The organism is Pseudomonas sp. IT-P176 (assembly GCF_949767245.1).
In the GTDB taxonomy this organism is placed as follows: Bacteria; Pseudomonadota; Gammaproteobacteria; order Pseudomonadales; family Pseudomonadaceae; genus Aquipseudomonas.
On record NZ_CATKPN010000035.1, the window covers coordinates 571128 to 584846 of the forward strand.

The 13719-nt window shown below is 59.8% G+C and carries 11 protein-coding genes and 1 pseudogene; 9 read left to right on the forward strand and 3 right to left on the reverse strand.

Annotated features, from left to right (window positions below; genetic code table 11):
* Positions 1-86 precede the first annotated feature (86 nt).
* From ACM6IP_RS08695 to fdhA, 8 genes are all read left to right on the forward strand, one after another.
* Positions 87-803, forward strand: a complete 717-nt coding sequence (locus ACM6IP_RS08695; RefSeq protein ID WP_414861280.1) for a TraX family protein — start codon at positions 87-89, stop codon at positions 801-803.
* A 282-nt stretch (positions 804-1085) separates the two neighbouring features.
* Positions 1086-2339, forward strand: a complete 1254-nt coding sequence (gene glyA / locus ACM6IP_RS08700; protein WP_095164340.1) for a serine hydroxymethyltransferase — start codon at positions 1086-1088, stop codon at positions 2337-2339.
* 24 nt (positions 2340-2363) lie between these two features.
* Positions 2364-3614 carry a sarcosine oxidase subunit beta gene (locus ACM6IP_RS08705; protein ID WP_027617102.1) on the forward strand — a complete coding sequence of 417 codons (1251 nt, stop codon included), beginning with the start codon at positions 2364-2366 and terminating at the stop codon, positions 3612-3614.
* 15 nt (positions 3615-3629) lie between these two features.
* A complete protein-coding gene (locus ACM6IP_RS08710; protein WP_414861281.1) occupies positions 3630-3959 on the forward strand; it encodes a sarcosine oxidase subunit delta in 330 nt (109 codons plus the stop codon).
* On the forward strand, positions 3956-6973 hold the full coding sequence (locus ACM6IP_RS08715) for a sarcosine oxidase subunit alpha (RefSeq protein WP_414861282.1): 3018 nt from the start codon (positions 3956-3958) through the stop codon (positions 6971-6973). The genes ACM6IP_RS08710 and ACM6IP_RS08715 overlap by 4 nt, the downstream gene beginning before the upstream one ends.
* Positions 6974-7101: 128 nt before the next feature.
* The gene (locus ACM6IP_RS08720) at positions 7102-7734 is read left to right on the forward strand and encodes a sarcosine oxidase subunit gamma (RefSeq protein ID WP_095164337.1); all 633 of its coding nucleotides are present in this window, start codon (positions 7102-7104) and stop codon (positions 7732-7734) included.
* A gap of 158 nt (positions 7735-7892) precedes the next feature.
* A complete protein-coding gene (gene purU, locus ACM6IP_RS08725) occupies positions 7893-8750 on the forward strand; it encodes a formyltetrahydrofolate deformylase (RefSeq protein WP_095164335.1) in 858 nt (285 codons plus the stop codon).
* A gap of 201 nt (positions 8751-8951) precedes the next feature.
* Positions 8952-10151, forward strand: a complete 1200-nt coding sequence (gene fdhA, locus ACM6IP_RS08730; RefSeq protein WP_095164333.1) for a formaldehyde dehydrogenase, glutathione-independent — start codon at positions 8952-8954, stop codon at positions 10149-10151.
* Positions 10152-10203: 52 nt separating this feature from the next.
* Here the strand turns inward: fdhA and ACM6IP_RS08735 are convergent, their stop codons facing one another.
* A complete protein-coding gene (locus ACM6IP_RS08735; RefSeq protein ID WP_414861283.1) occupies positions 10204-11226 on the reverse strand; it encodes an RHS repeat-associated core domain-containing protein in 1023 nt (340 codons plus the stop codon).
* A 100-nt stretch (positions 11227-11326) separates the two neighbouring features.
* On the opposite strand from ACM6IP_RS08735, the pseudogene ACM6IP_RS08740 reads away from it, so the two are divergent.
* Positions 11327-11596: pseudogene (locus tag ACM6IP_RS08740) on the forward strand (formaldehyde dehydrogenase, glutathione-independent); the annotation flags it as partial.
* Here the strand turns inward: ACM6IP_RS08740 and ACM6IP_RS08745 are convergent.
* Together ACM6IP_RS08745 and ACM6IP_RS08750 are read right to left on the reverse strand one after the other, a co-directional pair.
* A complete protein-coding gene (locus ACM6IP_RS08745) occupies positions 11568-12596 on the reverse strand; it encodes an RHS repeat-associated core domain-containing protein (protein ID WP_414861284.1) in 1029 nt (342 codons plus the stop codon). The pseudogene ACM6IP_RS08740 and the gene ACM6IP_RS08745 overlap by 29 nt on opposite strands.
* A gap of 51 nt (positions 12597-12647) precedes the next feature.
* Positions 12648-13685 carry an RHS repeat-associated core domain-containing protein gene (locus ACM6IP_RS08750; protein ID WP_414861285.1) on the reverse strand — a complete coding sequence of 346 codons (1038 nt, stop codon included), beginning with the start codon at positions 13683-13685 and terminating at the stop codon, positions 12648-12650.
* Positions 13686-13719 lie beyond the last annotated feature (34 nt).

Below are 13719 nucleotides of genomic sequence, written 5' to 3' on the forward strand. Positions count from 1 at the left end.
TCAATGATGGTGCGCACTTTACCGAAGATCGTCCGGAGAGCACACGCGATGTGTCTGTCAGAAAACTACACAGTCGAGGGGCAATTATGCACGTGACGCAACGTGACGGTGCACTCGATCTGCTCAAATGGTTGGCACTGTTGAGCATGGTCCTCGATCACCTGCGCTATGTCGGCTGGCCGCTCGATGCGCTCTATGTGCCGGGGCGCCTGGCGTTTCCCTGGTTCTGCCTGGCGATGGCGGTCAACCTGGCACGTACACCGACAGCGCCGACCGACGGTCAGTGGCGTTACCTGGGCTGGTTGATGCTGTTTAGCCTGGTCAGTGAAATTCCCTACCGCCTGTTCATCCCCGACCCTGATGTCCTCAACGTATTGCCTACGCTGGCGCTGGGGCTGCTGGTGGCGCGTGGTTGGCTGTACCAGGACCTGCAGGCGCGAGGCTTGGGGCTGGTCGCGCTGCTGCTGGCGACGCTGTTCAGTGAGCGACTGATGTTCGGCGTTTTTGGGGTGCTGCTGCCGTTGGCGACATTGCTGGTGATTCGTCGGCCCTGGTACTGGGCAGTGTTGCCGGGGCTGGTCTGCCTGGCGGCGAATCAGTGGCAGGTGTTGATTGCCGCCATCCGTCTGGGTAACCCGGTGGCGGTGGGCGCTCTTGGTGTCTGCCTGATTGCGCCATTGCTGGGTCTGGTCTTGTTGCGACATACCAAACATCTCAAGCCACCGCCGATGCGCCGTTGGGCGTATGCCTTGTATCCGCTACATTTTCTGCTTCTGTTACTCGTCCGCAATATCGCCGCATAACTGTGTGGGAGCGGGCTTGCCCGCGATGACGGCGTCACATCCGGCATAAGAGTCGGCTGACCCTCCGCCATCACGGGCAAGCCCGCTCCCACAGGAGTGTGTTGATCTTGTGAGCGAGTACGACGCGTCCATTTCAGCCCATGTCGTAAACGCACCTTTGCGTGGCGTCCGTAGGCATTTGACCTGTCTGCGCCGGTCATACCATCGCATCAAAGGGCACTGCCGCCAGGCCGGTGCCTCACCAAGACAAAATGGCGCACCACCGCCGCTGGGAGAGACGCGATGTTCAGCAAGCAAGACCAGATCCAGGGTTATGACGATGCACTGCTGGCGGCGATGAATGCCGAGGAGCAACGCCAGGAAGATCACATCGAGCTGATCGCGTCAGAGAACTACACCAGCAAGCGTGTCATGCAAGCACAAGGCAGTGGCCTGACCAACAAATATGCCGAGGGTTATCCGGGCAAGCGTTACTACGGTGGCTGCGAGCATGTGGATAAAGTCGAAGCGCTGGCCATCGAACGCGCCAAGCAGCTGTTCGGTGCCGACTACGCCAACGTCCAGCCGCACTCCGGCTCCTCGGCCAACAGCGCGGTGTACCTGGCCCTGATCCAGGCGGGCGACACCATCCTGGGCATGAGCCTGGCCCACGGCGGTCACCTGACCCACGGCGCCAAGGTGTCGTCCTCGGGCAAGCTGTACAACGCGGTGCAGTACGGCATCGACACCAAGACCGGACTGATCGACTACGACGAAGTCGAGCGCCTGGCCGTCGAGTGCCAGCCGAAGATGATCGTCGCCGGCTTCTCGGCCTACTCCAAGACCCTCGACTTCCCACGCTTTCGGCAGATCGCCGACAAGGTCGGTGCACTGCTGTTCGTCGACATGGCCCACGTTGCCGGCCTGGTCGCTGCCGGTCTTTATCCCAACCCGCTGCCGTACGCCGACGTGGTCACCACCACCACCCACAAGACCCTGCGCGGTCCGCGTGGCGGCCTGATCCTGGCCAAGGCCAACGAAGAAATCGAGAAGAAGCTCAACTCCGCGGTGTTCCCCGGTGCCCAGGGCGGTCCGCTGATGCATGTGATTGCCGGCAAGGCAGTGTGTTTCAAGGAAGCGCTGGAGCCAGGCTTCAAGGTTTATCAGCAACAAGTGATCGACAACGCCCAGGCCATGGCCAGCGTGTTTATCAAACGTGGCTACGATGTAGTGTCCGGCGGCACCGACAATCACCTGTTCCTGGTCAGCCTGATCCGCCAGGGCCTGACCGGCAAAGACGCCGATGCCGCCCTTGGTCGTGCGCACATCACCGTGAACAAGAACGCCGTGCCGAATGACCCACAGTCGCCGTTCGTCACTTCCGGCCTGCGCATCGGCACCCCGGCAGTCACCACTCGCGGCTTCAAAGTGAGCCAGTGCGTGACGCTGGCCGGCTGGATCTGCGACATCCTCGATAACCTCGGCGATGCCGATGTCGAGGCCAATGTCGCCCAGCAGGTTTCGGCCCTGTGCGCTGACTTCCCGGTTTATCGCTGAGCGCGGTTTTTGGAGTAAATGACTATGCAACGCTACTCAGGCTTCGGCCTCTTCAAGCACTCCCTCAGCCACCACGAAAACTGGCAGCGCATGTGGCGCACGCCAACCCCGAAAAAAGTCTACGACGTGGTCATCGTCGGCGGCGGCGGGCATGGTCTGGCGACCGCCTACTACCTGGCGAAAGAACACGGCATCACCAACGTGGCCGTGGTCGAGAAGGGCTGGCTGGGCGGTGGTAACACCGCGCGCAACACCACCATCGTGCGTTCCAACTACCTGTGGGACGAGTCGGCGCACCTCTACGAACACGCGATGAAACTCTGGGAAGGCTTGTCCCAGGACCTCAACTACAACGTGATGTTCTCCCAGCGTGGCGTCTACAACCTGTGCCACACCCTGCAGGACATTCGTGACTCCGAGCGTCGGGTCAGCGCCAACCGCCTCAACGGCGTCGACGGCGAGCTGCTCAACGCCCAGCAGGTCGCCGACGAGATTCCGTACCTGGACTGCTCGAAGAACACCCGCTACCCGGTGATGGGCGCTACCGTCCAGCGTCGCGGCGGCGTAGCCCGTCACGATGCCGTGGCCTGGGGTTTTGCCCGGGCCGCCGACGCCCTCGGCGTGGACCTGATCCAGCAGACCGAAGTGATCGGCTTTCGCAAGGAAAACGGCGTGTGCATCGGCGTCGAGACCAACAAGGGTTTCATCGGTGCCAAGCGCGTCGGTGTGGTGACCGCCGGTAACTCCGGGCACATGGCCAAGCTCGCCGGCTTCCGCCTGCCGATCGAATCTCACCCGCTGCAAGCGCTGGTGTCCGAGCCGATCAAGCCGATTATCGACAGCGTGATCATGTCCAACGCGGTGCACGGCTACATCAGCCAGTCCGACAAGGGCGACCTGGTGATCGGTGCCGGTATCGACGGCTACAACGGCTACGGCCAGCGCGGTTCGTACCCGGTGATCGAGCACACCATCCAGGCCATCGTCGAGATGTTCCCGGTGCTGTCGCGGGTGCGCATGAACCGCCAGTGGGGCGGCATCGTCGACACCACGCCGGATGCCTGCCCGATCATTTCCAAGACCCCGGTGCCGAACATGTTCTTCAACTGCGGTTGGGGCACCGGTGGCTTCAAGGCCACGCCGGGTTCGGGCAACGTATTTGCGGCGAGCCTGGCCAAGGGTGAAATGCATCCGCTGGCGGCGCCTTTCTCCATCGACCGGTTCCACAACGGTGCGCTGATCGACGAACACGGCGCTGCTGCCGTCGCCCACTAACAGGAGAAATTTCCTATGTTGCATATCTTCTGTCCTCACTGCGGCGAACTGCGCTCCGAAGAGGAATTCCACGCATCCGGCCAGGCGCACATCCCGCGTCCACTGGATCCGAACACCTGCACCGACGAGGAGTGGGGCGACTACCTGTTCTTCCGCGACAACCCCCGTGGCCTGCACCACGAACTCTGGGACCACGTCGCCGGTTGCCGTCAGTATTTCAACGCCACCCGCGACACCGTGACCTACGAGATTCTCGAAACCTACAAGATCGGCAGCAAGCCGCAGTTCACCGACAAGACTGAAAGTCCGAAAGCGGCCGCGCAGGCTCTGGGAGCGAAGGTATGAGCCAGATCAATCGCCTGTCCAACGGTGGACGGATCGACCGCAACAAAGTCTTGAGCTTCACGTTCAACGGCCAGGTGTACAAGGGCTTTGAAGGTGACTCCCTGGCGGCGGCCCTGCTGGCCAACGGCGTCGACATCATCGGTCGCAGCTTCAAGTATTCGCGGCCACGCGGGATCTTTGCCGCCGGTGCCGAAGAGCCGAACGCGGTGCTGCAGATCGGCGCCACCGAAGCCACCCAGATCCCCAACGTGCGTGCCACGCAACAAGCGCTGTACCAGGGCCTTGTCGCCACCAGCACCAACGGCTGGCCGAGCGTCAACAACGACATGATGGGGATTCTCGGCAAGGTCGGCGGCAAGCTGATGCCGCCGGGTTTCTACTACAAAACCTTCATGTACCCGCAATCGTTCTGGATGACGTACGAGAAGTACATCCGCAAGGCCGCTGGCCTGGGTCGCTCGCCGACCGAAAACGATCCGGACACCTACGACTACATGAACCAGCACTGCGACGTGCTGATCGTCGGCGCCGGCCCTGCTGGCCTGGCTGCGGCACTGGCGGCTGCGCGCAGCGGAGCGCGGGTGATCCTCGCCGATGAACAGGAAGAGTTCGGCGGCAGCCTGCTCGACTCGCGTGAAAGCCTCGATGGCAAGCCGGCCGCCGAATGGGTCGCCAGCGTCATCGCTGAACTGAAAGACACCCCGGACGTGCTGCTGTTGCCGCGCGCCACGGTCAACGGTTACCACGACCATAACTTCCTGACCATTCACGAGCGCCTTACCGATCACCTCGGCGACCGCGCCCCGATCGGCCAGGTGCGCCAGCGCATCCACCGGGTTCGCGCCAAGCGTGTGGTGCTGGCGACCGGTGCGTGCGAGCGGCCGCTGGTCTACGGCAACAACGACGTGCCGGGCAACATGCTGGCTGGTGCGGTCTCCACCTACGTGCGGCGCTATGGCGTTGCACCGGGCAAGAAGCTGGTCCTGAGCACCAACAACGATCACGCCTACCGCGTGGCCCTGGACTGGCTCGACGCCAGCCTGCAAGTGGTGGCCATCGCCGATGCCCGCAGCAACCCGCGCGGTGCGCTGGTGGAAGAAGCCCGGGCCAAGGGCATCCGCATCCTTACCGGCAGCGCAGTGATCGAAGCCCGTGGCAGCAAGCACGTGACCGCTGCCCGTGTGGCCGCGATCGACGTCAAGGCGCACACCGTGACCAGTCCAGGCGAATGGCTGGAGTGCGACCTGGTGGCCAGCTCCGGCGGCTACAGCCCGGTAGTTCACCTGGCGTCACACCTGGGCGGCAAGCCGACCTGGCGTGAAGACATCCTCGGTTTTGTCCCGGGTGAAGCGCCGCAAAAACGCGTGTGCGTGGGTGGGATCAACGGCGTCTATGGCCTTGGCGATTCCCTGGCCGATGGTTTTGAAGGGGGCGCCCGCGCCGCTGCCGAAGCCGGCTTCCAGACGGTCGAGGGTGTGTTGCCCAAAGCCCTGAGCCGCCATGAAGAGGGGACCCTGGCACTGTTCCAGGTGCCGCACGAAAAGAACACCGCACGGGCGCCGAAGCAATTCGTCGACCTGCAGAACGATGTCACCGCGGCCGCCATCGAACTGGCCACCCGCGAGGGCTTCGAGTCGGTCGAGCACGTCAAGCGCTACACCGCGCTGGGCTTCGGCACCGACCAGGGCAAGCTGGGTAACGTCAACGGCCTGGCCATCGCGGCCCGTTCGCTGAACGTGACGATCCCGCAGATGGGCACCACCATGTTCCGTCCCAACTACACGCCGGTAACATTCGGCGCAGTAGCCGGTCGTCACTGTGGGCACATCTTCGAGCCGGTGCGGTATACCGCGCTGCATCAATGGCACCTGAAAAACGGCGCCGAGTTCGAAGACGTCGGGCAGTGGAAACGTCCCTGGTACTTCCCGAAAAACGCTGAAGACCTGCATGCCGCGGTCAAGCGTGAATGCCTGGCGGTGCGCGAAAGCGTCGGCCTGCTGGATGCCTCGACCCTGGGCAAGATCGATATTCAAGGGCCGGATGCGCGCGAATTTCTCAACCGGGTCTACACCAACGCCTGGACCAAGCTGGACGTGGGCAAGGCGCGCTACGGCCTGATGTGCAAGGAAGACGGGATGGTCTTCGACGATGGTGTGACGGCGTGCCTGGCCGACAACCACTTTGTCATGACCACCACCACCGGCGGCGCGGCCCGCGTGTTGCAGTGGCTGGAGATCTATCACCAGACCGAATGGCCGGACCTGAAGGTGTACTTCACTTCCGTGACGGACCACTGGGCCACCATGACCCTGTCCGGGCCGAACAGCCGCAAGCTGCTCAGCGAAGTCACCGACATCGACCTGGACAAGGACGGCTTCCCGTTCATGACCTGGAAAGAAGGCCTGGTGGGCGGCGTGCCGGCGCGGGTGTTCCGGATTTCCTTTACCGGTGAGCTGTCGTACGAAGTCAACGTGCAGGCCGACTACGCCATGGGTGTTTTGGAGAAGATTGTTGAGGCGGGGAAGAAGTACAACCTGACGCCATATGGCACCGAGACCATGCACGTGCTGCGCGCCGAGAAGGGTTTCATCATCGTTGGTCAGGATACCGACAGCTCGATGACCCCGGACGACCTGAACATGGGCTGGTGTGTGGGCCGCACCAAACCGTTCTCGTGGATCGGCTGGCGGGGCATGAACCGCGAAGACTGCGTGCGTGAGCAACGCAAGCAACTGGTCGGTCTCAAGCCGATCGACCCGACCAAGTGGCTGCCGGAAGGCGCGCAGTTGGTGTTCAACACCAAGCAGGCGATCCCGATGAGCATGGTCGGTCACGTGACTTCCAGCTACTTGCACAACTCCCTGGGCTACTCGTTTGCCATGGGCGTGGTCAAAGGCGGCCTGAAGCGCATCGGTGAGCGGGTGTTCGCACCGCTGGCCGACGGCAGCGTGATCGAGGCGGAAATCGTTTCTTCGGTGTTCTTCGATCCGAAGGGTGATCGCCAGAACATCTAACACCACAGAACCTGTGGGAGCGTGGCTTGCCCGCGATGAACGATAACGCGGTGCCTCAGGCAGACCGAGTTGCTCCCATCGCGGGCAAGCCCGCTCCCACAGGGAAACGAATTCAGGAAAGGTGCTTTATGACCGTAGCCAATGTGTACCAACAACGCCCAACCACCGGGGCCAAGGCCGAGTCGTCGTTGCAGCATGCCGACCTCGCCAGCCTGGTGGGCAAGGGCCGCAAAAACGCCGGCGTGATCGTGCGTGAGAAAAAACTCCTCGGTCACCTGACCCTGCGTGGCGACGGCCACGATGCCGCGTTCGCCGCCGGTGTGCACAAGGCCCTGGGCATCGAGTTGCCGGGGGCGCTGAGCGTCATCGTCAAGGGTGAGACCAGCCTGCAATGGATGGGGCCGGATGAATGGCTGCTGATCGTTCCAAGCGGTGAAGAGTTCGTCGCCGAGCAGAAGCTGCGTGAAGCCCTGGGCGAGTTGCACATCCAGATCGTCAACGTCAGCGGTGGTCAGCAGATCCTCGAACTGAGCGGCCCGAACGTGCGCCAGGTGCTGATGAAATCCACCAGCTACGACGTGCACCCCAACAATTTCCCGGTAGGCAAGGCGGTGGGCACGGTGTTCGCCAAGTCGCAACTGGTGATCCGCCACACCGCAGAAGACACCTGGGAATTACTGATCCGCCGCAGCTTCTCGGATTACTGGTGGTTGTGGTTGCAGGATGCGGCGGCCGAGTACGGGCTTAGCGTTCAGGCTTGATGAAAACCTGTAGGAGCGAGCCTGCTCGCGATGGACGTCAACGATGACGCGTGCTTCCTGATTTAGCGCGTCGCTCTCAAGTCCATCGCGAGCAGGGCCGCAAGCGGGCACTCGCTCCAACAGTAGGCATCCACCGATTTCACAGGAGTCACCGCACAATGAGCCGCGCCCCAGACACATGGATTCTGACCGCCGACTGCCCAAGCGTCCTCGGCACCGTGGATGCGGTGACCCGCTTTCTGTTCGAGCAGGGCTGCTACGTCACCGAGCACCACTCCTTTGATGACCGGCTTTCGGGGCGTTTTTTCATTCGTGTGGAGTTTCGCCAGCCCGAGGGTTTCGACGAGCAATCGTTCCGCGCCGGTCTGGCCGAGCGCGGCGAAGCCTTCGGGATGATTTTCGAACTGACCCCGCCGCACCACCGGCCAAAAGTGGTGATCATGGTCTCCAAGGCCGATCACTGCCTCAACGATCTGCTCTACCGCCAACGCATCGGCCAGCTGTCGATGGACGTCGCGGCGGTGGTCTCCAACCACCCAGACCTCAAGCCCCTGGCCGACTGGCACGGCATTCCCTATTACCACTTCCCCCTCGACCCCAACGACAAGCCCTCGCAAGAGCGGCAGGTGTGGCAGGTGATCGAGGAGTCCGGTGCCGAACTGGTGATTCTTGCGCGTTATATGCAAGTGCTGTCGCCGGAACTGTGCCGCAAGCTCGACGGCAAGGCGATCAACATCCACCACTCGTTGCTGCCCGGTTTCAAGGGCGCCAAGCCCTATCACCAGGCTTACAACAAGGGCGTGAAGCTGGTCGGCGCCACGGCGCATTACATCAACAACGACCTGGACGAAGGCCCGATCATTGCCCAGGGCGTGGAGGCGGTGGATCACAGCCATTACCCCGAAGACCTGATCGCCAAGGGGCGGGATATCGAAGGCCTGACCCTGGCCCGGGCGGTGGGGTATCACATTGAGCGGCGGGTGTTCTTGAACGCCAATCGCACGGTCGTTCTTTAGATTGCCATCGCGGGCAAGCGCGCTCCCACAGGGTTTTGTGTCGTTCACAAATCTCAAGCTCAACCCGAATCATTGTGGGAGCGGGCTTGCCCGCGATGAGGCCCCAACAAGCAACACAAGAAACAGCATCTGTACCCGAGCACTTAACGCGCTGCCTGCCTGGGCAACGCGGTTCCATAAAAACAACAGCGAGGTGAAAGCATGTCTGGCAATCGTGGTGTGGTGTATCTCGGCGCGGGCAAGGTCGAAGTACAGAAAATCGACTATCCGAAAATGCAGGACCCGCGCGGCCGCAAGATCGAGCACGGGGTGATCCTGCGAGTGGTCTCCACCAACATCTGTGGTTCCGACCAGCACATGGTGCGCGGTCGTACCACGGCCCAGACCGGTCTGGTGCTGGGACACGAGATCACCGGTGAAGTGATCGAGAAGGGCAGCGACGTCGAGAACCTGAAAATCGGCGACCTGGTCTCGGTGCCGTTCAACGTGGCTTGCGGGCGCTGCCGTTCCTGCAAGGAAATGCACACCGGCGTGTGCCTGAGCGTGAACCCGGCTCGCCCGGGCGGCGCCTACGGGTATGTCGACATGGGCGACTGGACCGGTGGCCAGGCCGAGTACGCCATGGTGCCGTACGCTGACTTCAACCTGCTGAAACTGCCGGATCGCGACCGCGCCATGGAGAAGATCCGCGACCTGACCTGCCTCTCCGACATCCTCCCGACCGGTTATCACGGCGCCGTTACTGCCGGCGTTGGCCCGGGCAGCACCGTGTATGTGGCCGGTGCCGGCCCCGTCGGTCTGGCGGCCGCCGCGTCGGCACGCCTGCTGGGCGCCGCGGTGGTGATCATCGGTGACGTCAACCCGATCCGCCTGGCCCACGCCAAGGCCCAGGGTTTCGAAATCGCCGACCTGTCCCTCGATACCCCACTGCACGAACAGATCGCCGCACTGTTGGGTGAGCCAGAAGTGGATTGCGCCGTCGACGCGGTGGGCTTCGAAGCTCGTGGCCACGGCCATGCAGGCGTGAAACACGAAGCCCCGGCCACCGTGCTCAACTCCCTGATGGGTGTGGTGCGTGTCGCTGGCAAGATCGGTATCCCTGGCCTCTACGTGACTGAAGACCCGGGTGCGGTGGACGCCGCCGCAAAAATGGGCAGCCTGAGCATCCGCTTTGGCCTCGGCTGGGCCAAATCCCACAGCTTCCACACCGGCCAGACCCCGGTGATGAAGTACAACCGCCAACTGATGCAGGCGATCATGTGGGACCGCATTCATATTGCCGACATCGTGGGTGTTGAGGTGATCAGCCTGGATGATGCGCCACGTGGTTATGGCGAATTTGATGCGGGTGTGCCGAAGAAGTTTGTGATCGATCCGCATAAGTTGTTTAGTGCGGCGTAAATTTTAGGGAGTTAGACAGGGCGACGCTAAGTCGCCCTTTTTGTAGGTTAAGTTAATGGGCTGTTCTTATTGGAGTTTGCAGCTCTTGAGGTGACTTGGGATTTTTCATGAGCTTGATTAACTTGTTCTCATAGTGTTGCTCTTGTTTCATTAGGCGTTTCAGAAGTTTTTGAATGGCTGGCGCATCTTTTTCCGCAAGAGGTGTGGCTGCGATGGGGAAGTCATACTCTTCGGAAGTTAGTTTGGTTATTCTTTCCATGTAGCTGTCTGGATGGTTTTTTAAGTTTAAAATGTTATGTCTTGTGTTCTGAAGTTTTGCTTTGTTTCGGGCTATTGGATTTTTAATATTGTATATTGCGCCTTCTGATTGGATCCGGTAGGTGACATCGTTTCCGATAATGGGAGAAGCTGCCTGGTTGGTGGAGGCTATGGGGGCGTTTAAACTGTTTTGTGAGGTACTTAGACTTTGTGTAGGATGACTAAGTAGATTCTGGCTACTGATACTTCGGCCACTATTAAAAAAACCGAGCCATTTCCTAAAGGGCATGTGCCCCGTATCATCCCTTTTGTTCACCGGATCCCCCACACCATACCCATACGCATTCAACCCACCCTCCCCAAACGGACTCCAACTGTCCGGACTGTTGAATCGCATCAACACCGGGTTAAACGCCCGATAACCATTACCCAACAAATAATGCCCAGTCACCGGGTCTGGCCGTTCGCCGTTGAAGCCGAGCAAGCTGAGCAAGCCGTTCTCTGGAATGCGATGACCATAAGGGGTGTAGGCAAGGTGATGGGAGCGGGTGGCGTCGAGGATGGCCAGTACCGAGCGCTGTTGATCGGTGACGAGCAAGCGGGGTTGCGCCGTGCCGCTCTGCCGCTGTTGCTGCGCCAGCAGTTGATCTTCGTGCTGCATGATCGAGCGCTGTAGCGCGCCTTGAATCTCGGTGGCCAGGCGGTCCTTAAGGTAGAAGCGTTGGCTGCGGGCCTGTGCCGTTGGGGTGCAATCGGCCAGGCGATCCAGTGGGTCGTAGTGGTAGCGGCAGAGCAGGGTTTGGCGTTGGGGCTGCATGAATGGGGCTCCCTGAAAGGTGCGCAATACAGGGTTTTACTGTGGCGCAGTCGGACGGGATTGCCTACTAGCAGAACTGCTAGAGTCGATGCCTGGATAGGATACGACTGCAAACATGGGCCGCTCAAGCATCCGTTTTGGCCTAGGCTGGGCCAAATTCCATAGCTTCCACACCGGCCAGATCCCGGTCATGAAGTACCACCGCCAGTTGATGCAGGCATTCGTGTGGAACCGCATTTATATGGCCGACATCGTTGGGGGCGTGATCGGCCTGGATGACGCGCCACGTGGCCATGACGAGATCGATGCGGGTGTGCCGAAGAAATTTGTGATTGTCCCGACTAAGTTGACGGATTGTGGTGTGTGCTAGGCTGGCCTGTTCGTATGCTTGCAGACGATTGGCCCAAGGTTTCAAGGAGTTTCTTGTTGAGCTCGTATGTTCTTTGAAGTGTGACGAGAGAGAGGAGTTCCAATGCGTCGTTATATTGCGTTCGGCTCACTACCATCAACGTCGAACTGTTGTCGCTGGAGTGATAGCTGACGTCAGACTGCAGTTTTCTTATTGTTTCCTTTTTGTTGGATTTGTAGAGGTTTAGTCTATCTTTTACTTTGGTTAGAGATTCAATTTCCTCTCCGTGATATTTTATTAGTTTGGCGTGATTAATTGCATTGTCGGCGCTGGTTAATATTCGTTTAGTGTTTGGTTGAATTCGGTTTATACTTTCAATTAGCTCTTTTGGCATACTTTTTGGTGTTAGGTGTGAGGGTAAAAGCCGTGACGTTGTTTGACTGCTATTTGACGAAGAGTATAGGGCGGTTGATGGAGCCCTATTGATAGGAGAGCTCCAGCCATGACCTGTCGGATCGCGATAATTCACGGGATTTCCTGAGCAGTATGTGTACGTATTGATCCCCCCCTCCCCAAACGGACTCCAACTGTCCGGACTGTTGAACCGCATCAGCACCGGGTTAAACGCCCGATAGCCATTGCCCAATAAGTAATGCCCAGTCACCGGGTCTGGCCGTTCGCCGTTGAAGCAGAGCAAGCCGTTCTCTGGAATGCGATGACCATAAGGGGTGTAGGCAAGGTGATGGCAGCGGGTGGGGTCGAAGATGGCCAGTACCGAGCGCTGCTGATCGGTGGCGAGCAAGCGGGATTGCGCCGTGCCGCTCTGCCGTTGTTGCTGCGCCAGCAGTTGATCTTCGTGCTGCATGACCGAGCGCTGTAGCGCGCCTTGAATCTCGGTGGCCAGGCGGTCCTTGAGGTAGAAGCGTTGGCTGCTGGTCTGTGCCGTCGGGGTGCAATCGGCCAGGCGATCCAGTGGGTCGTAGTGGTACCGGCAGAGAGGTGACTCATCGTTCGTTGTCATGACGCGGACACCTTGAATAATGTTTATCATTTTTTAAATGCCAGATGCCAGTCAGTGAGCTCGCCTTATTCTGTTTTGCCAATTAGACATAACCAGTTCATGGATGATTGCCGCGTCATAAGAAGGTAATACAGCTTGATCGAAGGGAGGTGGTGGATCGAGGGTTATGCCTTCAATACTGCTTGTAGAGTCGATAGATCGGTTGCTACCGAATCTTGGTGTTAAATTACGCACACCTTGAGATGTACTGACGTCATAGATGTTTGCGTTACGTCTTGTTCGTACGTACGGTTGCTGTGATGCGTTTGGATCAATACTAGATTCCGTTAAAGACGCTTGTACTGTAGTGGGATTGCCCTCAATTATGGCTTGTGCTTCTGTTCCTGAAAAATTCAATTGGTTTCGGGTCGTCCAGGGTGGGGGCTTCTGGGTTTTAGGGAGTATGACAAATTGTGCCATATTGGGTGTATTGCTATGGGAAGAGAGTCTGGAGGTTGCACCCTGCATATTGCTTTTTATCAAACCACGCGAGAGCAAAACGCTTTTCACAAATTGCCAAGTATGCCCTGTCGGATCCTCCCGATTCACCGGATCCCCATCGCAATACGCATACGCATTCAACCCACCCTCGCCAAACGGACTCCAACTGTCCGGGCTGTTGAACCGCATCAACACCGGGTTAAACGCCCGATAACCATTGCCCAACAAATAATGTCCAGTCACCGGGTCTGGCCGTTCGCCGTTGAAGCCGAGCAGGCTGAGCAAGCCGTTCTCTGGAATGCGATGACCGTAAGGGGCGTAGGCGAGGTGATGGGAGCGGGTGGCGTCGAGGATGGCCAGTACCGAGCGCTGTTGATCGGTGGCGAGCAAGCGGGATGCCTGCGTGCCGTTCTGGCGCTGTTGCTGTGCCAGCAGTTGATCTTCGTGCTGCATGATCGAGCACTGTAGCGCGCCTTGAATCTCGGTGGTCAGGCGCTCTTTGAGGTAGAAGCGTTGGCTGCTGGTCTGTGCCGTCGGGGTGCAATCGGCCAGGCGATCCAGTGGGTCGTAGTGGTAGCGGCAGAGCAGGGTTTCGCGGTGGGGCTTCATGGAAGGGGCTCCCTGAAAAGTGCGCAATACAGGG

Bases quoted from the DNA above. Each gene is read 5' to 3' on its own strand.
- ACM6IP_RS08705 (WP_027617102.1), top strand. From the start codon at position 2,364: ATGCAACGCTACTCAGGCTTCGGCCTCTTCAAGCACTCCCTCAGCCAC.
- purU (WP_095164335.1), top strand. From the start codon at position 7,893: ATGAGCCGCGCCCCAGACACATGGATTCTGACCGCCGACTGCCCAAGC.
- glyA (WP_095164340.1), top strand. From the start codon at position 1,086: ATGTTCAGCAAGCAAGACCAGATCCAGGGTTATGACGATGCACTGCTG.
- ACM6IP_RS08745 (WP_414861284.1), bottom strand. From the start codon at position 12,596: ATGACAACGAACGATGAGTCACCTCTCTGCCGGTACCACTACGACCCA.
- ACM6IP_RS08720 (WP_095164337.1), top strand. From the start codon at position 7,102: ATGACCGTAGCCAATGTGTACCAACAACGCCCAACCACCGGGGCCAAG.
- ACM6IP_RS08735 (WP_414861283.1), bottom strand. From the start codon at position 11,226: ATGCAGCCCCAACGCCAAACCCTGCTCTGCCGCTACCACTACGACCCA.
- fdhA (WP_095164333.1), top strand. From the start codon at position 8,952: ATGTCTGGCAATCGTGGTGTGGTGTATCTCGGCGCGGGCAAGGTCGAA.
- ACM6IP_RS08695 (WP_414861280.1), top strand. From the start codon at position 87: ATGCACGTGACGCAACGTGACGGTGCACTCGATCTGCTCAAATGGTTG.
- ACM6IP_RS08715 (WP_414861282.1), top strand. From the start codon at position 3,956: ATGAGCCAGATCAATCGCCTGTCCAACGGTGGACGGATCGACCGCAAC.
- ACM6IP_RS08710 (WP_414861281.1), top strand. From the start codon at position 3,630: ATGTTGCATATCTTCTGTCCTCACTGCGGCGAACTGCGCTCCGAAGAG.
- ACM6IP_RS08750 (WP_414861285.1), bottom strand. From the start codon at position 13,685: ATGAAGCCCCACCGCGAAACCCTGCTCTGCCGCTACCACTACGACCCA.